At 66.1% G+C, this 23,657-nt stretch carries 24 protein-coding genes; 15 read left to right on the top strand and 9 right to left on the bottom strand.

The features are described 5' to 3' along the window. Positions 1-354 precede the first annotated feature (354 nt). On the bottom strand, positions 355-1,749 hold the full coding sequence (locus SB764_RS16450; protein ID WP_065061275.1) for a sigma-54 dependent transcriptional regulator: 1,395 nt from the start codon (positions 1,747-1,749) through the stop codon (positions 355-357). Between the two features lie 637 nt (positions 1,750-2,386). On the opposite strand from SB764_RS16450, the gene SB764_RS16445 reads away from it, so the two are divergent. The 9 genes from SB764_RS16445 (at position 2,387) to SB764_RS16405 (ending at position 11,293) form a co-directional block, all read left to right on the top strand. Continuing rightward, on the top strand, positions 2,387-2,911 hold the full coding sequence (locus SB764_RS16445; protein ID WP_237181280.1) for a hypothetical protein: 525 nt from the start codon (positions 2,387-2,389) through the stop codon (positions 2,909-2,911). 155 nt (positions 2,912-3,066) lie between these two features. Continuing rightward, positions 3,067-3,561: a hypothetical protein gene (locus SB764_RS16440; RefSeq protein WP_237181281.1), complete on the top strand. Its 495-nt coding sequence runs from the start codon at positions 3,067-3,069 to the stop codon at positions 3,559-3,561. Then, a complete protein-coding gene (locus SB764_RS16435; protein ID WP_065061274.1) occupies positions 3,558-4,184 on the top strand; it encodes a hypothetical protein in 627 nt (208 codons plus the stop codon). Before SB764_RS16440 ends, SB764_RS16435 begins: the two co-directional genes overlap by 4 nt. Before the next feature lie 27 nt (positions 4,185-4,211). Next, complete coding sequence (locus SB764_RS16430) at positions 4,212-5,609, top strand: hypothetical protein (RefSeq protein WP_065061398.1); 1,398 nt, start codon at positions 4,212-4,214, stop codon at positions 5,607-5,609. 74 nt (positions 5,610-5,683) lie between these two features. Beyond that, the gene (locus tag SB764_RS16425; RefSeq protein ID WP_065061273.1) at positions 5,684-6,403 is read left to right on the top strand and encodes a C39 family peptidase; all 720 of its coding nucleotides are present in this window, start codon (positions 5,684-5,686) and stop codon (positions 6,401-6,403) included. A 14-nt stretch (positions 6,404-6,417) separates the two neighbouring features. Further along, on the top strand, positions 6,418-7,257 hold the full coding sequence (locus SB764_RS16420) for a peptidase C39 (RefSeq protein WP_065061272.1): 840 nt from the start codon (positions 6,418-6,420) through the stop codon (positions 7,255-7,257). A gap of 321 nt (positions 7,258-7,578) precedes the next feature. Next, positions 7,579-9,045 carry a hypothetical protein gene (locus SB764_RS16415; RefSeq protein ID WP_080180354.1) on the top strand — a complete coding sequence of 489 codons (1,467 nt, stop codon included), beginning with the start codon at positions 7,579-7,581 and terminating at the stop codon, positions 9,043-9,045. Further along, entirely contained in the window at positions 9,045-10,670 is a 1,626-nt protein-coding gene (locus SB764_RS16410; protein WP_376701107.1) for a sigma 54-interacting transcriptional regulator, read from the top strand. Before SB764_RS16415 ends, SB764_RS16410 begins: the two co-directional genes overlap by 1 nt. Before the next feature lie 125 nt (positions 10,671-10,795). Continuing rightward, positions 10,796-11,293, top strand: coding sequence for a dihydrofolate reductase (locus tag SB764_RS16405; RefSeq protein WP_065061271.1), 498 nt, complete (start codon positions 10,796-10,798; stop codon positions 11,291-11,293). An 82-nt stretch (positions 11,294-11,375) separates the two neighbouring features. Here the strand turns inward: SB764_RS16405 and pmbA are convergent, their stop codons facing one another. Further along, entirely contained in the window at positions 11,376-12,746 is a 1,371-nt protein-coding gene (pmbA, locus tag SB764_RS16400; RefSeq protein ID WP_065061270.1) for a metalloprotease PmbA, read from the bottom strand. A gap of 234 nt (positions 12,747-12,980) precedes the next feature. Here pmbA and yjgA point away from each other — a divergent pair, with 234 nt between their 5' ends. Further along, the gene (gene yjgA / locus SB764_RS16395; RefSeq protein WP_074983868.1) at positions 12,981-13,601 is read left to right on the top strand and encodes a ribosome biogenesis factor YjgA; all 621 of its coding nucleotides are present in this window, start codon (positions 12,981-12,983) and stop codon (positions 13,599-13,601) included. Beyond that, positions 13,588-14,211, top strand: a complete 624-nt coding sequence (mog, locus tag SB764_RS16390) for a molybdopterin adenylyltransferase (RefSeq protein ID WP_065061268.1) — start codon at positions 13,588-13,590, stop codon at positions 14,209-14,211. Before yjgA ends, mog begins: the two co-directional genes overlap by 14 nt. 100 nt (positions 14,212-14,311) lie before the next feature. Here mog and orn read toward each other — a convergent pair whose 3' ends face one another. After that, positions 14,312-14,941, bottom strand: a complete 630-nt coding sequence (gene orn / locus SB764_RS16385; protein WP_065061267.1) for an oligoribonuclease — start codon at positions 14,939-14,941, stop codon at positions 14,312-14,314. 121 nt (positions 14,942-15,062) lie between these two features. Between orn and SB764_RS16380 the strand changes: the two genes are divergently transcribed. Genes SB764_RS16380 through SB764_RS16370 form a run of 3 tightly spaced genes read left to right on the top strand, consistent with a single transcriptional unit; the run spans position 15,063 to position 17,630 of the window. Then, positions 15,063-16,334 (top strand): M48 family metallopeptidase, encoded by a 1,272-nt coding sequence (locus SB764_RS16380; protein ID WP_065061266.1) that lies wholly within the window; start codon positions 15,063-15,065, stop codon positions 16,332-16,334. Continuing rightward, on the top strand, positions 16,331-17,290 hold the full coding sequence (gene rsgA, locus SB764_RS16375; protein WP_065061265.1) for a ribosome small subunit-dependent GTPase A: 960 nt from the start codon (positions 16,331-16,333) through the stop codon (positions 17,288-17,290). The genes SB764_RS16380 and rsgA overlap by 4 nt, the downstream gene beginning before the upstream one ends. 16 nt (positions 17,291-17,306) lie before the next feature. Continuing rightward, positions 17,307-17,630 carry a DUF2007 domain-containing protein gene (locus SB764_RS16370; protein WP_065061264.1) on the top strand — a complete coding sequence of 108 codons (324 nt, stop codon included), beginning with the start codon at positions 17,307-17,309 and terminating at the stop codon, positions 17,628-17,630. A 106-nt stretch (positions 17,631-17,736) separates the two neighbouring features. Here SB764_RS16370 and SB764_RS16365 read toward each other — a convergent pair whose 3' ends face one another. The 6 genes from SB764_RS16365 to rpsP all read right to left on the bottom strand — a co-directional run bounded on the left by SB764_RS16365 (position 17,737) and on the right by rpsP (position 22,113). Then, positions 17,737-18,675 (bottom strand): CobD/CbiB family protein, encoded by a 939-nt coding sequence (locus SB764_RS16365; protein ID WP_065061263.1) that lies wholly within the window; start codon positions 18,673-18,675, stop codon positions 17,737-17,739. 156 nt (positions 18,676-18,831) lie between these two features. After that, on the bottom strand, positions 18,832-19,536 hold the full coding sequence (locus SB764_RS16360) for a CoA pyrophosphatase (protein WP_183714550.1): 705 nt from the start codon (positions 19,534-19,536) through the stop codon (positions 18,832-18,834). Positions 19,537-19,622: 86 nt separating this feature from the next. Next, positions 19,623-20,018 (bottom strand): 50S ribosomal protein L19, encoded by a 396-nt coding sequence (gene rplS, locus SB764_RS16355; protein WP_065061261.1) that lies wholly within the window; start codon positions 20,016-20,018, stop codon positions 19,623-19,625. 148 nt (positions 20,019-20,166) lie between these two features. Next, positions 20,167-20,934: a tRNA (guanosine(37)-N1)-methyltransferase TrmD gene (trmD, locus tag SB764_RS16350; protein WP_074983877.1), complete on the bottom strand. Its 768-nt coding sequence runs from the start codon at positions 20,932-20,934 to the stop codon at positions 20,167-20,169. A gap of 34 nt (positions 20,935-20,968) precedes the next feature. Continuing rightward, complete coding sequence (rimM, locus tag SB764_RS16345; RefSeq protein WP_410864082.1) at positions 20,969-21,721, bottom strand: ribosome maturation factor RimM; 753 nt, start codon at positions 21,719-21,721, stop codon at positions 20,969-20,971. A gap of 137 nt (positions 21,722-21,858) precedes the next feature. Further along, on the bottom strand, positions 21,859-22,113 hold the full coding sequence (gene rpsP / locus SB764_RS16340) for a 30S ribosomal protein S16 (RefSeq protein ID WP_065061258.1): 255 nt from the start codon (positions 22,111-22,113) through the stop codon (positions 21,859-21,861). A gap of 185 nt (positions 22,114-22,298) precedes the next feature. Here rpsP and SB764_RS16335 point away from each other — a divergent pair, with 185 nt between their 5' ends. Next, positions 22,299-23,528 (top strand): PQQ-dependent sugar dehydrogenase, encoded by a 1,230-nt coding sequence (locus tag SB764_RS16335; protein WP_410864079.1) that lies wholly within the window; start codon positions 22,299-22,301, stop codon positions 23,526-23,528. The last annotated feature ends 129 nt before the right edge of the window (positions 23,529-23,657 follow it).

The raw sequence follows: 23,657 nt of genomic DNA, 5'->3' as shown, positions 1-23,657 counted from the left end.
CGAAAGGGAAAAACAGAGAAAAAACGCGGAAGAACGCTGCGAGGAAAGCGGCAAAGGAAGCGCTAAACAGGCGCTGAAGCCCCACCGCATCGACCGGCCGCGTCAGGCAGCGCGCGGCGATCCGCACGGCACCCGACGCTTCCCGGCATGAACGAGCCGACGCGCGCACTACGCGCCCTCCCATCCACGCGAGCCTGCGCCCCCGCGCAAGTCCGCATGTACCCTGGCTCCACCATCGTCATTCGGGCCCAATCGGGCCCTTCATCACTTCACCACACACACACTGCACAACGCACACTGCTATTGAGGCCGTCGAACGGCTCTTGGTGCTGGTCCCCTCGAACGCGCGGCCGCTCAACCGGCCCCGCCCCCCGAAACCAGTCCGCCGGGATGCGGCGCGAGCGGATCGCTTTCCATGTGCCGCATGCCATGCGCGCACAGCAGCCGATACAGCGTCACGCGCGAAATACCGAGTTCCTGGGCGGCGTCGCCCAGCCTGCCGCGATGGCGCAGCAGCGCCAGTTCGATGGCCTGACGCTCGGCCGCCTCGCGCGCCTGCGCGAGCGACACCGGCACCACTTCCACGTAATCGCCCAGCTCCAGATCGCGCGCCGTGATCGCGCGCCCTTCCGACATCACGATGGCGCGCCGCACACGGTTGATCAGCTCGCGCACGTTGCCCGGCCAGCTGTAATTGTGAAGCGCCGCGATGGCGTCCGGCGAAAAGCCGCGCAGACGGCGGCTGCCGTCCTTCTTGAAACGTTCGAGCATGTGACGCGCGAGCAGCTCGATGTCCTTGCCGCGCGCGCGCAGCGGCGGCTCGTCGATCTGCAGCACGCACAGGCGGTGATACAGATCCTGACGGAAGCGCCCTTCGACCATTGCCGCGCGCATGTCGACGTGCGTGGCCGAGATGATGCGCACATCGACGGGCTGCGATTGATGGCCGCCGAGGCGCTCGATCTTCCCTTCCTGCAGGAAGCGCAGCAGGCTCGCCTGGCTTTCGAGCGGCAGATCGCCGATTTCGTCGAGAAACAGCGTGCCGCCATTGGCCGCTTCCACGCGGCCGATCTTGCGCTGGCTCGCGCCCGTGAACGCGCCGCGCTCGTAACCGAACAGCTCGGACTGCAGCAGATGCGGCGGAATCGCGCCGCAATTGATGGGGATGAACGGTGCGTTGCGGCGCGACGAACGCTCGTGGATCGCCACCGCCGTGAGTTCCTTGCCGGTACCGGATTCGCCCGAGATGAACACGGGCGCGTCGGTCATCGCCACCTTGCGGATCGAGCGGAACAGCGCGAGCATCGCCTCGCACGAACCGACCATTTCGCCTTCGGTGCCGCCCGTGGTGTCGTTCGACGCGTTCTCGACCAGCGAGACCATGCCATAGGCGTGACCGACCGAATCGACGATGCGATCGCCGCTCCACGGTACCGTTACGTAATCGAAACAGTAATCGCGCACGAGACGGCGCAGATTGGCGTCCTGCAGTTGGCCGGTGGTGGTCGCGGCGACCCAGCCCACGTGCGGCAGCGTGAGGCAAGGCTCGAATGCGCCGATTTCATGCAGATGGAACTGGCTCGACAGATCCAGCAGGCCGCCCGCAGGCAGACCCGCGCGCAGCGCCCGCCGCGCGTCCCTCGCGTTGCCGACAATCTCCACCTGCCAGCCACGCTCGTGGAACCGCTCGTTCAGCGCCTCGTTCGGATTGCGCGTCACGTAAACCAATTGCCGCGTTGCGGATTCCATTATTCAGATCCTCTTGCCAACACATCGTTGCGGAATGACGGCACGCACCTGATGTACAGACACGCAGCAAAAACCGCGCTCCGCCGGGTGATCAGATGAAGGCGAAAGCCAGGGTTTTTTGCTGACGTTGAATCCCCGAGCTGCGGCGTGTGTGTCAACGTGCCCACGTGTGGGCTTTAGTTATCGGCATTACGCGTTTTTCTGAAGCTTACTATATGCGCTAGGGAGTTGAACAGAATTTATGCGACGTGAATGGATAAGGGTTCGATGGAAATGCTTCCAGGCGGCTCCTGGCCCCTTAGCCTTGATACGTAAGAAGAAAATTATTCGCATTCATGTCGCAAAAGACGTTCCCAGCGTCCCGCCATTACGTAACGCGTTACCCGTAACACGTAATTCCTTATACCACCTCGCAAACGTTCTCCGTTGAAACTTGAAGTGGGTTTTGAGGGGTTTAAAGCGGGTGACGTTTCAGCGCTGAAACATTTTCGCGAAAATCGGCAATTCAAAATCCGCAGAAAATAACAGGAGCCCCGGCGTATCAATGGATTGCGGGACATGGCACAGCTTTCGCTAAATGACTCGCACCAGGAGATACGCCATGCGACCCAATCAACCGAACGTCCGGCGCAGTGTAATGAGCTACGGTTCCGCCCTCGCGGCCGTGCTGATTCCCGCCGTATTGCTCGTCCCGCTGTTCGCGCTCTCGCCGGCCGCGCGCGCCCAGAGCGCCGCGAACGCGGATGTCGTTCCTGCAACAACCGCCGCCACCCTCGGCACGAACGACGCGGCCATCATGCCTGCGACGCTCAAGGCCGAGCCGCTGACCGTCGACAACGGCCAGATCCCGTCGCAAGACCCGAACGCCGGCCAGAACCCGAACGGCAGCGCCCCGCTCGCCGCCGATCCGGGCCAGGCCGGCGAACACAGCAGCGATAGCGACAACGGCATCCTCGCGGGCGTCGGCATGCTCGACGACCAGACCCTCTCGCGCCAGCGCGGCGGCGCCGTGGGCATGGTGATGGTCGCCGCCACGCCGCAACTGATGCGCGGCGCCAGCGTGACGCTATGGGACGAGATCGCCCCGCCCACGCCGATACCGATTCCCGTGGATAGCAGCCAGGCGGCCCAGGGGAACATCGCCAGCTACTTCCGCCGATAAGCGGCGCCGGGCCGACGCAAGACCGGACGCAGAAGCAGAAGCAGACGCAGACGCACAACCAGACGCAGTCATCGAGAACATTCCCGCGCCGTTCGCGGCGCGGAAACGGGAGCGGCGCGGACAGGAAGTCGCCCCGCGCGGAGACGGAGACCAACATGAACGAACGCCTTACGGCGCCCGTCAAGGGCGCGTGTCGCCCGCGGATCGCCGCAGCGGTGTGCGCAGCCAGCGCCGCGCTGCTCGCGACGGCCGCCGGCGCGCAGCAGGTGAGCAATCCCGGCGACATCATCATCGAGCGCAACATCACGCCGCGCAGCGCGTTCGACGCCGTGCCGAAGAGCCAGGACCCGGTCGCGGTGCGCGCCACGACCTTCCCGAAGAACAGTTTCGATCCGGCCATCGCCCAGCTCGTCTCGGACGCCGATCTCACCAACGCGCACGGTTCGAGCGGCGTCAACACGGGCGCCGCGCTCGGCGGCGCGGCGGCGGGCGTGCAGGCCGTCACGCGCATCCTCGCGGGCAACCAGACCGGCAGCAATGTGCCGCTCGGCGCGGGCGCCCAGGCGGGCGGCGGTCTCGGCGGCACCATTTCCTCCTCGGTGACGAGCGCGCTCGCGCCGCTCACCGGCGCACTCGGAGCGCTCAAATGAACGCACGTCTGAGCTTCCGTCCGTCCCGCCGTCTCGTCGTCTCGCTCGCGCTCGGCGCGGCTTTCGCCGCCAGCGGCGCGGCGCACGCCCAGGCCGTCGTGAGCGGCTATTCGGTGATCGCCCCCGGCGCGGCCACCGGCACGACCGGCGCGCTCGCGGTGAACGAAACCACCGGCCTGAACAACGCCCAGGCCAATCAGTTGACGATCGCCACGGGCGGCTCCGTGGTCGTCAACGGCAATCTCATCTCGCAAGGCGCAGGCGCCGCGGCCCGGCTGAACAACGCCACGGCCACGATCGGCAGCAACGCCTTTGCGAACACGTCCGGCGCGGTGATGGTGAACCAGTCGGCGGGCGTCGCGAATCTCCAGAGCAACAGTGCCCAGATCGGCGCTGCGGCGATGGGTGTTGAAACCGTCTCGGATGGCGATCTGTCCGCGGCGGCTGCATCGAACGGCGGTAGGGGGCAAATGGTGCAGACCAGTGGCATTCGTGAAGCCGGAATTTCCAGCTCGGCTTTCAGGAATGCAACGGGTCTCGTACAGGTGAACCAGACCGCTGGCGCCGGTAACGCTACGGCAAACAGTTTTGTGCTCCGTCCCCCGGCGGGCACTCTTTTCTAAATGACTATCCAGTATCGGAGCGAAATCATGAAGCGCACTCTCATCGCTGCAGCAGTCCTCGCCGCCGTTTCCGGTAGCGCCCTCGCCAGCCCGAAAGATCCGTACATCTTCAATGCCACCATCGTCGGCGAACGCGTGGGCATCGAAGGCTGGGTCACGCTGTTCGGCTGCGTGGACGTCAGCAGCACGGCCGGCGCCGTGGTCAACAACAACCAGACCGTCACGTCGAACAACATCAGAATGAGCCCGAACCCCTCGAACTACACGAGCGGCTCGGTCACGACGCGCTTCAACAACTCGTACACCTCGGTCAAGGGCGGCGGCTCGGCCTTCTACAACGCCTCGACGTGGAGCTCGTCGAAGCAGACGTCCGCTGCGGGCTATCAGGCTTCGGCCGGCTACGTCTACGGCCAGCAGAGCAGCCACGTTCAGGGCGGCGGCTATGAATACAGCCAGCAAAGCTCCGGCATCGGCGGCTACTTCTACAACCAGAACCAGAGCCAGGGCGGCCATATCTCCGCCGGCGGCCAGGCTGGCGGCTCGCTGAGCTACGTCGCGCACAACGGCCCGCACTCGGGCTACGACGCCTTCCACGCACAAGGCGGCTTCTCGGCCGGCTACAAGGAATCGAGCTATGCCAAGGGCTCGGGCGTCGCCGGCTACTTCGAAGGCACCCAAGGTTCGGGCCAGGGCAAGAGCTGGGGCTATCAGGCTTCCCAGGGATCGGGCTACGCAGCGGTGGGCGCGCAGGAGTCGAGCTACGAAATGTCGTCGTCGAAGACTAACGAAGGCGCCGCGGTCAAGTGGGGCATCGATGCTTCGCTCGCCACGACCGACGTGACGGTGACGGGCTCGATCACGCAGCACTACAACAACCAGCCGGCCAACACGCTGACGGCCACGACCGGTGACGGCGCAGCCAAGGGCGCTTCGGGCAACATCGGCGTGAATATCGCCGAAGGCGTGAACAACGCGCAAAGCAACGACGCCTCGCTCGCCGCCGTCGACGCGGGCAATGTGTTCGGCAATGCGCAGATCTTCAACACGCAGTCGTCCGGCGGCAACGTGAAGGTCAACAACTACATGCTCAACGCCAGCGTCGGCAACAACGCTCTGGCTAACGCCACCGGCAACATCGGCGTGAACGTGGCATCGGGTGTCGGCAACGCGCAGAACAACAGCCTGGCAGCCTCGACCACGACGAGCGGCAGCAACGCTTCGTACGCGATGATCGCGACCGACCAGACCAGCCAGACCGCCAATACGTCCTTCCAGGGCAGCTTCGCGGGTACGGCAATGCTGGGTGCAGGCGCGCTCGCCAACGCAACCGGCAACATCGGCGTGAACATCGCCGGCGGCGTCGGCAACGTCCAGCACAACGGCCTCGCCATCGCGGCCATGAGCGTGCCGGTCGTCGGCAAATAAGTCGTACCCAAGGGGGTAGTGCACGCGCCGGCCACTGCAACGCCGGCCGGCGCGTTCAACAGCAGGAGACCACCATGTCCGGGCCTTTGTCGTCCCCGGCGTCCAGGCTGTGCCTTGTCGCGCTGACGCTCGCCGTCACCGCGGCTCTCACGCCTTGCCGCGCGCAATCGAGCATCGACGCCACGCATCTCGCGGGCGTGCCGGTGAAGATGCACGTGCGGTCGATGAAGGACATCCGCTACTCCAGCATCGTCAATCAGCAATACGACTACAGCTGTGGTGCGGCCGCACTCGCGACACTGCTCAAATACGGCTACGGAATCGATATTCCGGAACCCGAAATGATTCGTCGCATGATGGTCTTCTCCACGCCCGACGTGGTCGTCAAGAACGGCTTCTCCATGCTCGACATGAAGAAGTTCGTCGAGACGATCGGACTGCGCGGGCGAGGCTTCCGCGTCAACACCGACGCGCTCTATCACCTGCAGATTCCCGTGCTCGTGCTGATGAACATCGACGGTTACGAGCACTTCGTGATCGTCAAGCACGCCGAAAACGGCCGCGTGTTCATCGCCGATCCCGCACTCGGCAATCGCATCCTTGTCGAAGACGACTTCGCGAAGACGTGGAATGGCCTCGTCTTCGCCGTGCTCGGCAAACCGTTCCTGGAGGACTCTCCGCTGTTGCAGAACAACGAGTCGCTGGCGCTGAAGCTGCGCGAAAACGCCCTGCTCAACGGCACGGCCGCGACGCCCTTCTTCGAATACGGCCTCGACAAGGCCGTCATGTTCTGACGTAGACAAGAGTCATGAAACGCAACCTCTCCCAGTGTGGCATCGCGGCAGGCATCTGCGCGCTCGCCTGCGCTTATGCGAGCGGTGCATCGGCGGCCGAAAGCCTTGCAGCGACCCAGGCCGGTGCGCCTGCGTTCCTGTCGGCAGGCGGCGCCGATGCCCAGCCTGTTCGCTGCGAACCCGTCGGCGACGACGTGCTCGCGCACCAGACCGGCAAGTACGCCGGCAGCAACATGATCTCCGGGTTCGTCCTCAGCGTGCTCTCGCAATGGCAGTTGCCGAACGGCGCAACGGCCGTGGCGCAGGGCTCGCTCACCGTCGCGCAAAACGCCGCCAACCAGTTGAGCGCGACCGTGCAGAGCCTCGCGAAAGTGAACGATCCGACCGGCACCACGGTAGGCAACAGCGGCGCGTCGCCCAACGCGTCGGCCACGGGCGGCCAGAACGTCACGGTCAACGGCGTCTCGCAGATCACCCAGGTCGCCGGCAACAGCAACGTGGGCGTCAACGGCGCGACCATCGACTTCGGAAGTGCCGGTTCGCTGCTCGCCGGCACGGCGGGCATGAACCAGTCGAGCGCCTCGGCGCAGAACGCGAACGGCACGATTCGCGCCGGCATCGCGTTCGGCAGCAACGGCATCAACGTGACGCTGCAGACGCCCGCGGGGATCGCGACGCAGAACATCGTCCCGAGCGGCGCGCAACAGGCCGGCGCGATCGCCCAGTTGTTGCAGGTCGCGGGCAATAACCAGCAGGTCGCCAATCAGTTGCAGCTCAATCTGCAGACGCAGCCGATGAGCGCGCAGATGATCCGGCAGACCGGCGTGCTTCAGGCGCTGCGCAACATCCGCTGACAACGGAGCCACGCGGCCGCGCCGACGGATAACGCAAACCAGGCCAACCACGCCAACAACGAACGCGAAGCAGGCAGCAAGAACAAGACTCAAGAACGAGAAGCCGCAACGAGCACCGACCATGACCGCCAACGACTGACCAGCAACGGAAAACGCCGGACCGTCATCCGCCAACGACGGTCCGGGCGAGGAGACCAGCAAGGAGACACAACAACGCGGGCGAAGGCCCCGCGCAGAAGCATCGGGAAAGTGCATCGACGTGCGCAGGTGCGAAACCAGGGGGTTTCGTCAAGCGCCCGCTTTCGATCCGGGGGAAGAACAATGAACATGATGTCCAAGACGGCGCTGCCGCGTTTTTCGCTGGCCGCCATTCCAGCAGCAGTCCTGATTTTCTCGCTCGCGCAAACCGCCAACGCGCAAGCACTGCAAGGCCAGTCGGTCGAAGACCGGCTCAACACGCTCATGCGCGTCGTCGACGAGCAGCAGCGTCAGATCCAGTCGCTCGAGCGTCAGGTCACCAACCTCGAAATGGCGCAGCGCGGACGCGGTCTGCCGGGCGCCGGTGCGCCCGACGGCGCCGCCATCGCCGAGCAGCCCGGCGCCGACGGACTGCCGGTGCCGCTGCCGCCGCTTGCCCAGGCCCTGCCCGGCGCCAACGCGCCTGGCGCGCTGACCGGTACCGCGACCGGCGTGCCCGTGAATCCGCCCTCGCCCGACGCCGGTACGAGCGGCGGCGCGACGGGCGCCTCCGCCGCGAGCGGTCCGCAGCAAGGCGCGCCGGTCGGCGTGAATCCGACCGTGGGGGAAACGCAGAAGGAAGCGCAGCCCACGCGCACGCAGGCCGAGCAGGCCGTTGTCGAACGCGAGCATGCGCCGCTGTTCGACCACAAGCTCACGCTCGACTGGGGTATCAGCGACACCTACTACGACCGCCGTCAGCTTCAGCTTTCGGGCTTCCTCGCGCTCGATGCGATCTTCCTCGGCAACATCAACCTCGGCGAGACCAAATCGCACCAGGTGATGGCCGATCTGGACGTGCGCTACGGCCTGACCGACCGCATGAGCATCGACGTGGACGTGCCGTACATCTATCGCCACAGCAGCTTCGTCGTGGGCGGTGCGGGCGGCGCGGCGAGCACGCTCTCCGATGCGTCGGTGAATTCCAACGCGATCGGCGACGTGAACTTCGGGGTCTACTACCAGTTCCTGAAGGAAACCAACAACCTGCCCGACGTGGTCGGCAGCCTGCGCGTCAAGACGCCCACCGGCACCTCGCCGTTCGGCATCAAGGTGCAGCAGCTCACGCCCGACAACACCAACCTCGTCGCGCCGAGCAAGCTGCCCACCGGCACGGGTTTCTGGAACGTCACGGCCGGGCTCTCGGTGCTCAAGACCTACGATCCGGTCGTGCTGTTCGGCAGCATTTCGTACACGTACAACATCTCGCGCTCGTTCGCCGACATCTCGTCCGTGGTCGGGCAGACGCAGCCGGCCGACGTGAAGCTTGGCGACATCATCCAGTTCGGCGGCGGTGTCGCGCTCGCGTTCTCCGACAAGGATTCGGCCAGCATCTCCTACACGATGGCGATCGAGCCTCAGTCGAAGACCAAGTCGCCCGGCGGCAGCTGGACCGGCGTGCCGGGCAGCGAGACGACCGCCTCGGTGCTCAACTTCGGCCTGAATCACGTGGTCAACAAGCACCTGACGATCAACGGCGCGGTGTCGGTGGGCCTCACGCCCGACGCGCCGAACTTCGTCGTCGGCGTGCGGTTCCCCTACACCTTCTGATGAACGCGAGGCCGATCGTGCGCGAACCCTCACATCTGAGCGCCACCGTGACACCTTTCGTTGGCATGAGCCAGCGGCTCGCGGTGGCGTCCGTCCCCCAACCCTCCGTCGCCGCGAAGCCGGACAAGTCGGCGTCGGACGTGGCCGCGCCGGGCGCCGCGACGCCGGATGTCGCGACGTCCGGCATGGCCGCGGCGCGCGCGAGCGACGCACGACCGGTGGCCGGGCTGGAGCGCGTGCTGCTGTACGTCGCGCGCACGCCCGACACGCAGTTGAGCGCGCACCTGAAAAGCCGCGGCTGGCAGATCGCCACGGCGAAGACCGCGCACGAGGCCGCGCGCCTCGTGAAGGCCGAACCCGCCTGCGCCGGCATCGTCGATCTGACCGGCTTCGCGCCGCGCGACATCGCCGGACTCGAAGCGGCGCTGAGCCTGCAGCAGGTCGGCTGGATCGCGCTCACCGACGCGCAGCGTCTCACCGACCGCGACGTGCGCCGCCTGATCCGCCACTACTGCTTCGACTACGTGCATCTGCCGGTCGCGCACGCGACGCTCGACTATCTCGTGGGACACGCCTTCGGCATGGTCACGCTGTGCGACCTCGACGAAACGCCCGCCGCGGCCGCCGCCGCGAGCCAGGACGAAGACGAGATGGTCGGCACCTGCGAAGCGATGCAGCAGCTTTTCCGCACGATCCGCAAAGTGGCGAACACCGACGCGACCGTGTTCATCTCGGGCGAATCGGGCACCGGCAAGGAACTTACGGCGCTCGCGATTCACGAGCGCTCGCCGCGGCGCAAGGCGCCGTTCGTGCCGATCAACTGCGGCGCGATCCCGCATCATCTTCTGCAATCCGAACTATTCGGCTACGAGCGCGGCGCGTTCACGGGCGCGAACCAGCGCAAGATCGGCCGCGTGGAAGCGGCCAACGGCGGCACGCTCTTTCTCGACGAAATCGGCGATCTGCCGCTCGAAAGCCAGGCGAGCCTGCTGCGCTTTCTCCAGGAAGGCAAGATCGAGCGCCTCGGCGGCCGCGAGCAGATTCCCGTCGACGTGCGCATCATTTCGGCGACCCACGTCGATCTCGAAGCCGCGATGCGCGACGGACGCTTCCGCGCGGACCTGTTCCACCGCCTGTGCGTGCTGCGCGTCGACGAACCGCCGCTGCGCGCGCGCGGCAAGGACATCGAGATCCTCGCCCATCACGTGCTGCACAAGTTCAAGCAGGACAGCGCGCGGCGCATTCGCGGCTTCACGCCCGACGCGATCGAGGCCATGTACAACTACAACTGGCCCGGCAACGTGCGCGAACTGATCAACCGCGTGCGCCGCGCGATCGTGATGGCGGAGAGCAAGCTCATTTCCGCCGACGATCTCGATCTCGGCCAGTTCTCCGAGCAGGAAACGATCACGCTCGCGGCCGCGCGCGTAGCCGCCGAGAAGCGCGCGATCGAAGCGGCCCTGCTGCGCCATCGGCATCGCCTGAACGAAGCGGCCACCGATCTCGGCATTTCGCGCGTGACGCTGTACCGGCTCATGGGCACGCACGGCTTGCGCGACGAGAAGACGATCTTCGGCGGCGAGGCGGAGAACCAGCCGGAGGCCGCGCCCGCCGATCCGGAGTGAGATCGGCGCGGGACGCACGCAGGCTCGGCGCGGAAGCGTCGCGTCGCGAGGCCGGCGGGTGGGCGCACGGCGTCGGGTAGAATCGAAGCGGTTGACCTTTCAAACCTTTTGCACTTCGACTCACGATGACGACGCTCACCCTGATCGTCGCTCGCGCCCGCAACGGCGTGATCGGCCGCAACAACGAGTTGCCCTGGCGCCTGCCCGAAGACCTCGCCTTCTTCAAGCGCACGACGATGGGCGCGCCCATCGTCATGGGCCGCAAGACGCATGAATCGATCGGCCGCGCGCTGCCGGGCCGTCGCAACATCGTCGTGACGCGCGACGCCACGAAGCGCTTTCCGGGCTGCGACACGGCCACGAGCCTCGAAGAAGCGCTCGCGCTCGCCGCGCAGGATCAGGCGCCCGAGGCGTTCCTGATCGGCGGCGCGCAGCTCTATGCGGAAGGCATCGCGCTCGCGCACAAGCTGATCGTCACCGAGATCGCCGCCGACTTCGAAGGCGACGCGCACTTCCCCGCGCCCGATCCGGATCAGTGGCAGGAAACCGCGCGCGACACGTTGCACGCGAATCCGCCCAACGACTTCGATTTCGCGTTCGTGACGTACGAGCGGCGCGATTGAAGGACGCGCGCAACGCGGCCGCCCCAAAAAAAACGGCACGCTCAGGTGTGCCGTTTTTCATTCGAGCGTCTGAAACGCGCGCTTACTGCCCCGCCACCGTCATGCGCTCGATCAGCACCGAGCCGGTCTGACGCGTGCCGCGCGCGAGCGTATCCGCGCCCACCGCGACGATGTGGCGGAACATTTCCTGCAACGTCGACGCCACGGTGATTTCCTCGACCGGATACTGGATCTTGCCGTTCTCGACCCAGAAACCCGACGCGCCGCGCGAATAGTCGCCCGTCACGAAGTTCACGCCCTGCCCCATCAGCTCGGTCAGCAGCAGACCCGTGCCGAGCTTCTTCAGCATGGCTTCGAAGTCGTCCTCGGGGTTCGTCAGCGAACTTTGCAGTTGCAGGTTGTGCGAGCCGCCCGCGTTGCCGGTGGTCTGCATGCCCAGCTTGCGCGCCGAATACGACGAGAGGAAATAGCCTTGCACCACGCCGTCCTTGACGACTTCGCGGCGCTGCGTGCGCACGCCTTCTTCGTCGAACGGCGCGCTGCCCGCGGCGCGCGGCACGTGCGGATCTTCGACGACCTGGATGTGCGGCGCGAACACCGGCTTGCCCAGGCTGTCGACGAGGAACGAGGTCTTGCGATACAGCGCGCCGCCGCTCACGGCCTGCACGAACGCGCCGAGCAGACCCGCCGCCAGCGGCGCCTCGAACAGCACCGGCACCTTGCGCGTGTCCAGACCGCGCGCGTTCAGGCGCGACAGCGCGCGCTCGGCGGCGTAGCGGCCCACCGCTTCGGGCGAGGCCAGCTCGCTCGCGCTGCGGCGCGAGGTGTACCAGTCGTCGCGCTGCATGCTGCGGCCCGAGCCCGCGATGGGCGCGCACGCGACGTAGTGGCGCGAATACGGATAACCGTGAATGAAGCCGCCCGAGGTGGCCAGCACGAACTGCGAATGCTGCGCGGAGACGCTCGCGCCTTCCGAGTTGGTCACGCGCGGGTCGGTGGCGAACGCGGCGTCTTCGGCGCGGCGCGCGATTTCGACCGCCTCGTCGGCGGTGATGCTCCACGGATGATAGAGGTCGAGGTCGCGCGGCGCGGTTTCCAGCAGCTCGCGCTCGGCGAGGCCCGCGCAGTCGTCGTCGGCGGTGAAGCGCGCGATGTTGTACGCGGCCGCCACGGTGTCCTTGAGCGCCTGCGCGGAGAAGTCCGAGGTGCTCGCGTTGCCGCGCTTGTTGCCGATGTAGACGGTCACGCCGACCGACTTGTCGCGGTTATGCTCGATGGTTTCGACTTCGCCGCGCCGCACGGAAACCGACAGGCCGTCGCCTTCGGAGATCTCGGTCGCCGCGTCGCTCGCGCCGAGCGTCTTCGCGTGCCGGAGAATGTCCGACGCGATTTCCTTGAGTTCGTCCTGGGTGTGCGGGAAAAAACGTTGCCGGGCTTCGATGTCTGCTGCCATTGTCGTTACGGTCCGGTTTCGGGCCAGGCGGCCCGCTTGTCGTGTGTCGGAGGTGTCGCATCAGGCGCCCTTGCTTCAGGCGCATTCCGCGATCATAGCAAGGTATGCGAACGCGCACCCAGCACCACGGGCGGCTGCCGACGCGCACCGTCTCGCGGCTCGCGCACGGACGCGCCGGCGCGCGTGCGGCCCATCCGTCCGATGCGCCCCCCCGCGCGCGCTACAATACGCCCCATGAAACGCAAAACCCGCATTCAACCGATGAACGACGCTGTCGCCGAAGAGGACGACAACGGCTACGATCGCCCCAGTAAATCGCAGCTCAAGCGTGAAATGACCGCGCTGCAGGAACTGGGCACGGCGCTCGTCGAGCTGCCGAAAGACGCGCTCAAGCGCATGCCGATGACGGAAGATCTCGCGGATGCCGTCCACGAGGCGCGCCGCATCACCGACCACGAAGGCAAGCGCCGCCAGCTTCAGTACGTGGGCCGCATGATGCGCGGCCTGCGCGAGGACGAAGTCGCCGCGCTGCGCACCGCCTTCGACGAGTACCGCGGCGTGAACAAGGCTGCCACGGCGCGCCTGCACTGGATCGAGCGCACCCGCGAAAAACTGCTCGCCGACGACGCCGCGCTGACCGAATTCATCCGCCAGCATCCTGCCGCCGACCCGCAGGAAGGCCGCACGCTGATCCGCAACGTCCGCCGCGAGCAGCAGCAGGCCAAGCCGCCCAAGTACTTCCGCGAGCTGTTCCAGTGGATCAAGGACGCGAGCGCCCAGGCCGACGACGGCGACGATCATGACCAGACCGGCAACGCGCGCGCCGACGAGGACCGCGACGATGACGAAGCCTGAGCGCAGCCATCCCGATGAACTCGTGATCGGCCTCGTGTCGGTCAGCGACCGCGCGACCGCGGGCGTCTACGAGGACAAAGGCATTCCGTCGCTGATGGAATGGCTGGGCGCCGTGCTCAAATCGCCGTGGCGCGCCGAAACGCGCCTGATCCACGACGACGCGGCCACCATCTCGGCCACGCTCACGGCGCTCGTCGACGGCCTCGGCTGCGACCTCGTGCTGACCACGGGCGGCACCGGCCCCGCGCGCCGCGACGTGACGCCCGAGGCCACGCTCGCGGTCGCCACGAAGGAAATGCCCGGCTTCGGCGAGCAGATGCGCCAGATCAGCCTGAATTTCGTGCCGACGGCGATTCTGTCGCGCCAGGTCGCCGTGATCCGCGAAACCGACGATCACGCGGCGCTCATCGTCAATCTGCCGGGCCAGCCGAAGTCGATCAAGGAAACGCTCGAAGGCCTGCGCGACGCCGACGGCGCCGTGAAGGTGCCGGGCATTTTCGCGGCGGTGCCGTATTGCATCGACCTGATCGGGGGCCCGTATATCGAAACCGATCCAAACGTCGTGGCGGCGTTCCGTCCGAAGAACGCGCAGCGTCCGCCGCGCGCTTGATCCATTCGAGCCGCAACACGCCTGCAAGCAAAACGGCGCCCGAGGGCGCCGTTTTATCTATTCACCGATTCACCGGTCCGCGCGCCGCTTACTTCGCCGCTTACTTCGCCGCCTGCGCGTCCGCCGGCACGTTGGCCGCCGGAATCAGGAAATGCTCGCGGTAGTATTTGAGTTCGTCGATCGACTCGTGGATGTCGGCCAGCGCCGTGTGCATCGCGCGCTTCTGGAAACCCTTGTAGATCGCGGGCTGCCAGCGGCGGCACAGTTCCTTGAGCGTGCTGACGTCGAGGTTGCGATAGTGGAAGAAGCGCTCGAGCGTGGGCATCCAGCGCGCCATGAAGCGGCGGTCCTGGCAGATCGAGTTGCCGCACATCGGCGACTTGCCCGGCGGCACGTACTGCGAGAGAAACGCGAGGATTTCCTCGGTCGCGCTTTCCTCGGTCACCGTCGAGGCGCGCACGCGCTCGGTCAGGCCCGAGCGGCCGTGCGTGTTGCGGTTCCACTCGTCCATGCGGTCGAGCACGGCTTCGGGCTGGTGGATCGCCAGCACGGGGCCTTCGACGATCTTGTCGAGCGTGGAATTGGTCACGACCACCGCGATTTCGATGATGCGGTCGTTATCGGGGTCGAGCCCCGTCATTTCCATGTCGAGCCAGATCAGGTTCATGTCGGTGCGCTCCATTGCCGGAGTCGCCTGGCCCGCCGGATCGGCAGAATTGATGTCAGTCATGGAAGAGAACCTGGAACGCTGAAACACGATGGGGACGCCGCGCGCGCGACGCCATCGCGAGATGCGATGGCCGGGCCGACGAGAACATATAATTGTCGCATAGATACCACGGACTTCCCGGATGCCTAATCTCTCCCCCGCGCTGGCCTTCAGCATTCTTTTCGTGGCCGCCGTTCTGGCCATGGTCGCGACCAAACTCTGGCTCGCCTCGCGGCAGGTCCGCTTCGTCGCCGCGCATCGCGACGCGGTGCCCGCGCAGTTCGCGGCCACCATCCCGCTCGCGGCCCATCAGCGCGCCGCCGACTACACCGTCGCGCGCACGCGCCTCGGCATGGTCGAGATCGTGCTGTCCACCGTCGTGCTGATCGCGCTCACGCTGCTCGGCGGCGTGCAGGCCATCGACCTTGGCATTTCGGACTGGCTCGGGCGCGACTACGTCGGCCAGATCGCGCTGGTCGGCGCCGTGCTCGCGGTCAGCGGTCTGATCGAACTGCCGCTCGATTACTACCGCCAGTTCGTGGTCGAGGAGCGTTTCGGCTTCAACCGCATGACGCGGCGCATTTTCTTCGCGGACCGCATCAAGGGTCTCGTGATCGGCGCGCTGTTCGGCATTCCGCTGCTGTTCGTGGTGCTCTGGCTCATGAAGCAGGCGGGCAGCCTCTGGTGGCTCTGGACGTGGGTCGTCTGGGTCGCGTTCCAGATGCTCGTGCTGGTGCTCTACCCGTCCTTCATCGCGCCGCTTTTCAACAAGTTCGAGCCGCTGCGCGACGAAGCCCTGCGCTCGCGCATCGAAGCGCTGATGCAGCGCTGCGGCTTCGCGGCCAAGGGCCTGTTCGTGATGGACGGCAGCCGCCGCTCCGCGCACGGCAACGCGTATTTCACGGGTTTCGGCGCGGCCAAGCGCATCGTCTTCTTCGACACGCTGCTCGCGCGCCTCTCGGGCAGCGAGATCGAAGCCGTGCTCGCGCACGAACTCGGCCACTTCAAGCGCCGCCATGTCATCAAGCGCATGCTCGTGACCTTCGCGATCAGCCTCGTGCTGCTCGGCGTGCTCGGCTGGCTCACGCAGCGCGTGTGGTTCTACGAAGGTCTCGGCGTGCGTCCGTCGCTGCTCGGCGGCAACGAGGGCCTCGCGCTCGTGCTGTTCTTCATCGCGGTGCCGGTGTTCCTGTTCTTCGTCACGCCGCTCGGCAGCCTCAGCTCGCGCAAGCACGAGTTCGAAGCGGACGCCTTCGCGGCCACGCAGACCGACGCGCAGCAGCTCGTCAACGCGCTCGTGAAGCTCTACGAGGACAACGCGTCCACGCTCACGCCCGACCCGCTCTACACGGCGTTTTACTACTCGCATCCGCCGGCTTCGCAGCGGATCGATCGCCTGATGTCGCACGCATGAGCCGGCGCGCCTCGAAATCCGCCGGCGCGTCCGCCTCGCCGGCGGGACAGGCCGGCGCGGCGGCCACGCTGCACGGCGTCGTGATCGCGGCACACGGCCGCCATTATCTCGTCGCGCCCGACGGCGGCGGCGCGCCGCTCCAGTGCTTTCCGCGCGGCAAGAAGAGCGAGGTCGCGGTGGGCGACCGCGTCGACTATCAGTCGACGTCGGCCGACCAGGGCGTGATCGTGGCGATCGGCGAGCGGCGCAATCTGCTCTATCGCTCCGACCAGTTCAAGTCGAAGCTCTTCGCGGCGAATCTCGACCAGTTGCTGATCGTGCTCGCCACTGAGCCGCACTTCAGCGAAGACCTGCTCGGGCGCGCGCTCGTGGCCGCCGAGGCCAACGGGCTCACGCCGATCATCCTGCTCAACAAGATCGACCTGGAAGCCGTGCTGCCGCTCGCGCGCCAGCGACTGGAGCGCTATCGCGCGCTCGGCTATACGGTGCTCGAAGTCTCGGAGAAGCAGCATCCGGAGGAAGCGCATGCGATTCTCTCCGCGCATCTGAACGGCCATCAGACGATCCTGCTCGGCCAGTCGGGCATGGGCAAATCGACGCTCGTGAATCTGCTGATTCCGGACGCCGAAGCGGCCACGCGCGAGATCTCCACCGCGCTCAACAGCGGACGCCATACCACGACGTTCACGCGTCTCTACAAGTTGCCTGGCGGCGGCGCGCTGATCGATTCGCCGGGTTTTCAGGAGTTCGGTCTGTATCACCTGACCGAAGGCACGCTGGAGCGCGCGTTCCCCGAGTTCCGGCCGCTGCTCGCGCATTGCCGCTTCTACAACTGCCATCACCTGCACGAGCCGGGCTGCGCGGTGCTCGAAGCGGTCGCCGACGGCCGCGTCGCGCCCGAGCGTCACGCGCTCTACGCGCAGCTCGTGCACGAGATCAGCCAGATCGTGCGCTGAAGGCCGCGCGGCAGCCATGCTCAAGCTCGTTCGCGCGCCCAACGTGGTGATCGCCCAGCACTGGATGAACATCCTCGCGACGGCCGGCGTGCCTTGCGAGCTGCACAACCGCTATCTGAGCGGCGCGATGGGCGAGATTCCCGCCGAACAGTGCGCGCCGGAGATCTGGCTCGTCGACGAGCGCGACGAAACGCTCGCCCGCAAGCTGATCGCCGACGCCACCAGCGGGCCGCCGCCGGGCGCGCGGCCGTGGCGCTGCGCGCAGTGCGGCGAGACGCTGGAGCCGCAATTCACGGTCTGCTGGCAATGCGGACGCGAGCGCGATCCGCTCGACGATTGAAGCGGCGCGCAACCAGCGACGAAATGCAAAAGGCCCGTGCAACCTGCACGGGCCTTTTTTATTCGCGTTGATTCGCTTGCGGCGACAGCAGCCTAAGCGCCCACGCTCAAACCCAGAGCGCGATGGTCAGCATGAGCAGCAGGATCATCCACAGGATCACGGCGCGCCAGACAAGGCCCACGGCCGATTGCAGCGTGCGCGGCGTGCAGTCGTCGCCGACTGTGTACGGACCGCCCTCGCCCGGCTGCGCGATGGCGTCGACGCTCGACTGCTCCGCGAGCGGACCGGACAGACGCGCGCCCAGCGCGCCGCTGCCGGCGGCGAGCAGCACGCCTTCGTTGGTGTCCGGCCACTGGTTCGCATGGTTGCGCCAGGCGTAGATGGCGTCCTCGAAATTGCCGACGATCGCGAAGCCCAGCGACGTGAGCCGCGCCGGAATCCAGTCGATCACAAAGAACACGTGCTGCGCGAAGTTCGAGAACGCTTCCGTGCGGTCGTCGGCCGGACGCGACCATTCGCGCGCGAGGTATTCGGAGAGGCGATACAGCACCGCGCCCGCCGGACCGATCGGCACGAGGAACCAGAAGAACACGCCGAACACGTGACGATGCGAGGCCACCACCGCGTGGATCAGCGTGTGGCGCACGATCTCGCTCACGGGCATGTCCACGGCGTCGATGCCGGTCCACTCGGTGAGGATTTCACGCGCGCGCGGCACGTCGTCGTTATTCAGCGCGAGGTGGATATCGGTGAAATAGTGGCTGAACTGGCGGAAGCCGAGCGTGAAGTACACCACCACCACGTTCCAGAGGAACGCCAGCACGAAGCTGATGTGATAGAGCACGTAGTAGACGAGCGCCGTGACGAGGGTCCACGGCAGCACGACCACGAGCCAGGCGAGCACGCCGTGCTTCTGCTTGCCCGCGTCGAAGCCGTGGGCGGCCCATTCCGCATTGAGGCGCACGAGCGCCATGACCGGGTTGTTGGGCGACAGCGCCCGCACCTGTTCGATGACGAGAGCCAGCAATACGGAAAAGAAGGTCATGCGACGCGCCGTGCGATTCGAGTGTTGGAAAGGTGCTGCAAAGATATCACAGGGCCAGATGTGCCTGAACCTCTGGCGACAAAGACACAACAGCAACACGTTATCGGCACGAACGCGGGCGTTCTTGAGGGGCCGCCGAGCGCCCCGCACCTCGCCTCAGGCGAGCAGGAAACGATAGAAGTTGCGCAGCATGCCCGCCGTCGCGCCCCAGATGAAATGCGTGCCGCCCACGCCACGTATATCGCCGGGCTGCACGCCTTGCTGCGGATACGGCATCGCGAAGAAGCGGCGCTCGCCGCCTTCCCAGCGCCAGACGCGCACTTCGTGGTGCGCGGGGTTCATCAGAAAGCCGAGCGGCACCTCGAAGATGCTCGCCACTTCGAGCGAGTCGGCCGCGAGCGTGAACGGCTCGTGCACGAGGCCCACCACGGGCGTGACGCGAAAACCCGTACCCGTGAGGTAGTCCGGCAACGCCCCCAGCACCTCGACGCGCGCCGGATCGAGATCGACCTCTTCGTGCGCCTCGCGCAACGCGGCGGCGATCGGCGTGGGGTCGGACGGCTCGCGGCTGCCGCCGGGGAAGCTGACCTGACCTGCGTGATTGCTGAGATTGTCGGCGCGCTGCGTGAGCAGCACCGTGAGACCCGAGGGCCGCATCGCGATCGGCATCAGCACGGCGGCCTCGCGCGGATCGCGGATCTCCAGCACGCGCGCTTCCTGCGGCTCGGGCTGCCACGGCAGGCGCTGCTCGAAGCGCGCGCGCAGGCCATCGGGCGTGAGCCGATCGGGGGCGATGTGAGGCAGATCGGCGCCCGTCGATTCGATCGGCAGGCTTTCGGGTTCAAATACTGGACGGATCAACGGCTGACTCGGGGTTCGGGCACAGGAGAGTATTTTGCGGCCAAAAAGAAAAAAGCACCCCGAGGGGTGCTTCTTTCTTACAGCTTTTACGCCTGTTCGGCCGGAGCAGCTGCGCGGTCTTTCGACACCAGCTTTTCCTTGATACGTGCCTTCTTGCCCGACAGGTTGCGCAGGTAGTACAGCTTCGCGCGACGAACGTCGCCGCGGCGCTTCACCACGATGCTGGCCAGCAGCGGCGAGTACGTCTGGAACGTACGCTCGACGCCTTCGCCCGACGAGATCTTGCGAACGATGAACGCCGAGTTCAGACCGCGGTTACGCTTTGCGATCACGACGCCTTCGTATGCCTGAACGCGCTTGCGGTTACCTTCAACCACGTTCACGTTGACGATCACCGTATCGCCAGGAGCGAATTCGGGGATGGTTTTCTCGCCCAGCACGCGCTGGATTTCTTCCTGTTCGAGCTTTTCGATCAGATTCATGAATGACTCCGTAAGCCATCTTGTCGGCGTTCGTACCTGCGCCACAGTGCGGCAGCACGGCCCCGATAGAGGATGGATTCACAACTGGCGCCGTTCACGCATGAAGCGGCGCCGCCTTGGGCGTCCCGCGCCCTGCTCGCCCGAAGCGTTACGCTTCGCTCGAACCTTTCGCGAGACTAGCGAGCCATGCCTCGTCGGCACGGCTCAACATCTTGTTCTTGCGGGCCCGCGCAATCAGATCGGGCCGTTTGTGAAACGTATTGCGCAGCGATTCGCGGCGGCGCCATTGCTCGATTTCCGCATGATGGCCGCCGAGCAGCACATCGGGCACCCGCACGCCGTCGTATTCCTCCGGCCGCGTGTAATGCGGACAGTCGAGCAGACCGTCGACGAAACTATCCTGCACCGCCGAGAGCGCGTCGTTCAGCACGCCCGGCAGCAATCGCACCACCGCGTCCATCAGCGCCATCGCCGGCAGTTCGCCGCCGGACAGCACGAAGTCGCCCAGACTCACTTCCTCGTCGACGTGACGGTCGACGAGACGCTGGTCGATCGCTTCGTAGCGGCCGCACAGGATCACGAAACCGGATTCCTGGGCGAACTCCACAGCGCGCTCGTGCGTAAGCGGCTTGCCTTGCGGCGACATCAGCAGCACGCGCGGTTCGCGCGCGCCCTGCTCCGCCTGCGCGGCTTTCGCCGCGCCGATGGCCGCTTCGAGCGGCTTGGCCAGCATGACCATGCCGGGGCCGCCGCCGTAAGGGCGATCGTCGATGGTGCGGTAGTTGTCGGTCGTGAAATCGCGCGGATTCCACGTACGCAGCGTATAGCGCTCCTGCTTCGCGGCCCGGCTGGTGATACCCCAGTCGGTGATCGCGCGAAACATCTCAGGAAAGAGCGTGACGACATCGAACTGCATCGCTCTCTCCGTTCAGCGAATCAGCACAGCAGGATCAAAAATCGGCGTCCCAGTCGACGACGATGCGCTTCGCCGCCAGGTCGACCGTCTTCACAAATACGCCGACGAACGGGATCAGCCGCTCGCCGGTGACAGGCTTGCCGTCCTTGCCCGCCAAGGGATACTCGACGCGCAACACCGACTGTGCGCCGTTGTCGATGAGTCCGGCGACCTTGCCGAGATCGACACCCGCCTCGTTGGCGACGTCGAGACCGATCAGGTCGACCCAGTAATACTCGTCGGTTTCCGGCGCGGGGAAATCGGCACGGCTCACGTAGATACGCGCGCCGCGCAACTGCAGCGCGGCGTCGCGGTCGGCGATTGCGTTCAGTTGCCCGACGACCGAGTCGCCGTGCACTTTTGCGCTCGCGCGCGCCGCGGAATGCAGCGTGGGACGCTCGCGGCCCTTGAGGAACCACCAGCGCTTCGCCGCGATGAGCGCGCGGCCGCCTTCGGCGTGCGGCGCGATCTTCAGCCCGCCTTTGAGGCCATAGGCATCGATCACGGCGCCGACTTCGACCGCGTCGGCCGGCCAGCTCGCCTCAGATTCGGCGCGCAGACCTTCGCCTTTCGCGGCGGTGCTTTCCGATGCGTTTTCACGCATCTGAGCACGCGCATTGTCGCGAACCGGCGCCTTGCGCGCGAACGCGCCAAACGACGGCGCGGCGCGCCCGCCGGTCTTGCCACTGCTCTGCGATACCTCGCCCTTAGCCTTGGCGTCCGCTTTTGCGTCGTCATGCTCGGGCATGGACAAACCTCGCAGCCAGCTTGATGTCGTACACGCGGCTTACGCTACGCGCACGGTGAAACAGGTGAAAGACTGCGGCAAGACCGGGTACAAAACCGTAGTCGAGCGACGCAGCCCGGCAAGCATCATGCAAGCACTTAAGCAGCCGGAGCAGCCTTTTGCGATTGCTTCACGAGACGCTCGACAGCCGGCGACATTTGCGCGCCGTTTTCCTGCCAGTACGTCACGCGATCTTGAGCGATGCGCAGCGTTTCACCCTTGGTAGCGACCGGGTTGTAGAAGCCCACGCGCTCGATGAAACGGCCGTCGCGACGGTTACGCGAATCGGTTGCGACGATGTTGTAGAACGGGCGCTTCTTCGAGCCGCCGCGTGCCAGACGGATGATAACCATACTAGAATCCTTGAAAACCGGGGGTTCGGGACTACTGAAACATGCGATTATAGCCCGAAACCAATGCCATAACAAACACTTAACTGGAATCTTGCTCGGAGACCCTGTGGAAACCCCAGGAGAAAGCGACGATGCACGACGATCGAACGGCGATTCGCACCCGCCTCGCATGAGCGTTCCAGCACATGACTTCCCCGCCTGACGCCCCGCGCGGCGGTTTTTCCGCCGCCGCCCGCTTCGCCACGCAGCCGCGGCCATCTGATCCGGCCCTGTCTCCCCGCCGCAACAAATCGCGTTGGACGCGCTCGGCGACACGCCTCGGCATCGCCCTGCTGATCCTCCTGCTCGCGCCGCTCGCGCGCGCCGCCCTGCCGATCGAGCGCATCCAGTTGCCGCCGGGCTTCCACATCGAAGTCCTCTCCGACGACGTGCCCGCCGCGCGCGAAATGACGCTCTCGCCGCAAGGCATTCTCTATGTGGGCAGCATGGACAGCCGCGTCTACGCGCTCGAGTTGCGCGACGGGCGCGTCGTCAAACGGCACGTGATCGCCTCGGGGCTCACGATGCCCGTCGGCGTGGCCTGGCGCGACGGCGCACTGTATGTCTCCGCGGTTTCTTCGATCGTGCGGCTCGACGGCATCGACACGCATCTCGACAATCCACCGAAGCCCGCCGTGGTCACGTCCTCGCTGCCCGATTCGCGCCATCACGGCTGGAAGTTCATTGCTTTCGGTCCCGACGGCAAGCTCTACGTGCCGCAAGGCGCGCCGTGCAACGTCTGCCTGCCCGCGAACGATCCGCAGCGCACGCACTACGCGATGATCGGCCGCATGGACCCGGACGGCACGCACTATGAAACCCTCGCGCGCGGCGTGCGCAATACCGTCGGTTTCGCGTGGCATCCGCGCACGCACGAACTCTGGTTCACCGACAACGGCCGCGACATGCTCGGCGACGATATCCCTTCCGACAAGCTCAACCGCCTGCCGCGCGCGGGGCTCGACTTCGGCTTTCCGTACTGCCATGGCGGCGACGTGAGCGATCCCGAGTTCGGCAAGGATCATCCGTGCAGCGCCTTCACGCAGCCGGTCGCGCAACTGGGCGCGCACGTCGCGGCGCTCGGCATGCGCTTCTATACAGGCACGATGTTCCCGCCCGAGTATCGCGACAGTATTTTCATCGCCGAGCACGGTTCGTGGAATCGCAGCAAGAAGGTGGGTTACCGCGTGGTGCGCGTGAGCGTCGATGCGGACGGCAAGCACGCGAAGCAGCAGGTGTTCGCGCAAGGCTGGCTCAACGCGGACGACACCCAGTGGGGCCGTCCCGCCGATGTGCTGCCGCTGCCCGACGGCTCGCTGCTCATCAGCGACGATTACGCGGGCGCGATCTATCGCGTGACGTATTCGAAGCCGTAAGCGCGGGCCCGGACGCCGCACGAACGCCGCACGCGTGAGCGCGAACATAAGCGCCAAGCTCTGCTGGCGCGCGCGCACGCCACGTACAATGGGCCGCGCGCCCATCGCGCCCTCGTCTGCGCTTCATCT

The sequence above is a fragment of the Paraburkholderia sp. SIMBA_027 genome, from assembly GCF_046535315.1.
GTDB classification, from domain to species: Bacteria; Pseudomonadota; Gammaproteobacteria; order Burkholderiales; family Burkholderiaceae; genus Paraburkholderia; species Paraburkholderia tropica.
The sequence above is the reverse complement of the archived record's forward strand: the minus strand, read 5'-3'. Positions and strand labels throughout refer to the sequence as shown.

What these genes read in the sequence shown, in the direction of transcription:
- SB764_RS16450 (WP_065061275.1), bottom strand. Translation starts at nt 1,749, where the DNA reads ATGGAATCCGCAACGCGGCAATTGGTTTACGTGACGCGCAATCCGAAC.
- SB764_RS16445 (WP_237181280.1), top strand. Translation starts at nt 2,387, where the DNA reads ATGAGCTACGGTTCCGCCCTCGCGGCCGTGCTGATTCCCGCCGTATTG.
- SB764_RS16440 (WP_237181281.1), top strand. Translation starts at nt 3,067, where the DNA reads ATGAACGAACGCCTTACGGCGCCCGTCAAGGGCGCGTGTCGCCCGCGG.
- SB764_RS16435 (WP_065061274.1), top strand. Translation starts at nt 3,558, where the DNA reads ATGAACGCACGTCTGAGCTTCCGTCCGTCCCGCCGTCTCGTCGTCTCG.
- SB764_RS16430 (WP_065061398.1), top strand. Translation starts at nt 4,212, where the DNA reads ATGAAGCGCACTCTCATCGCTGCAGCAGTCCTCGCCGCCGTTTCCGGT.
- SB764_RS16425 (WP_065061273.1), top strand. Translation starts at nt 5,684, where the DNA reads ATGTCCGGGCCTTTGTCGTCCCCGGCGTCCAGGCTGTGCCTTGTCGCG.
- SB764_RS16420 (WP_065061272.1), top strand. Translation starts at nt 6,418, where the DNA reads ATGAAACGCAACCTCTCCCAGTGTGGCATCGCGGCAGGCATCTGCGCG.
- SB764_RS16415 (WP_080180354.1), top strand. Translation starts at nt 7,579, where the DNA reads ATGAACATGATGTCCAAGACGGCGCTGCCGCGTTTTTCGCTGGCCGCC.
- SB764_RS16410 (WP_376701107.1), top strand. Translation starts at nt 9,045, where the DNA reads ATGAACGCGAGGCCGATCGTGCGCGAACCCTCACATCTGAGCGCCACC.
- SB764_RS16405 (WP_065061271.1), top strand. Translation starts at nt 10,796, where the DNA reads ATGACGACGCTCACCCTGATCGTCGCTCGCGCCCGCAACGGCGTGATC.
- pmbA (WP_065061270.1), bottom strand. Translation starts at nt 12,746, where the DNA reads ATGGCAGCAGACATCGAAGCCCGGCAACGTTTTTTCCCGCACACCCAG.
- yjgA (WP_074983868.1), top strand. Translation starts at nt 12,981, where the DNA reads ATGAAACGCAAAACCCGCATTCAACCGATGAACGACGCTGTCGCCGAA.
- mog (WP_065061268.1), top strand. Translation starts at nt 13,588, where the DNA reads ATGACGAAGCCTGAGCGCAGCCATCCCGATGAACTCGTGATCGGCCTC.
- orn (WP_065061267.1), bottom strand. Translation starts at nt 14,941, where the DNA reads ATGACTGACATCAATTCTGCCGATCCGGCGGGCCAGGCGACTCCGGCA.
- SB764_RS16380 (WP_065061266.1), top strand. Translation starts at nt 15,063, where the DNA reads ATGCCTAATCTCTCCCCCGCGCTGGCCTTCAGCATTCTTTTCGTGGCC.
- rsgA (WP_065061265.1), top strand. Translation starts at nt 16,331, where the DNA reads ATGAGCCGGCGCGCCTCGAAATCCGCCGGCGCGTCCGCCTCGCCGGCG.
- SB764_RS16370 (WP_065061264.1), top strand. Translation starts at nt 17,307, where the DNA reads ATGCTCAAGCTCGTTCGCGCGCCCAACGTGGTGATCGCCCAGCACTGG.
- SB764_RS16365 (WP_065061263.1), bottom strand. Translation starts at nt 18,675, where the DNA reads ATGACCTTCTTTTCCGTATTGCTGGCTCTCGTCATCGAACAGGTGCGG.
- rplS (WP_065061261.1), bottom strand. Translation starts at nt 20,018, where the DNA reads ATGAATCTGATCGAAAAGCTCGAACAGGAAGAAATCCAGCGCGTGCTG.
- trmD (WP_074983877.1), bottom strand. Translation starts at nt 20,934, where the DNA reads ATGCAGTTCGATGTCGTCACGCTCTTTCCTGAGATGTTTCGCGCGATC.
- rimM (WP_410864082.1), bottom strand. Translation starts at nt 21,721, where the DNA reads ATGCCCGAGCATGACGACGCAAAAGCGGACGCCAAGGCTAAGGGCGAG.
- rpsP (WP_065061258.1), bottom strand. Translation starts at nt 22,113, where the DNA reads ATGGTTATCATCCGTCTGGCACGCGGCGGCTCGAAGAAGCGCCCGTTC.
- SB764_RS16335 (WP_410864079.1), top strand. Translation starts at nt 22,299, where the DNA reads ATGACTTCCCCGCCTGACGCCCCGCGCGGCGGTTTTTCCGCCGCCGCC.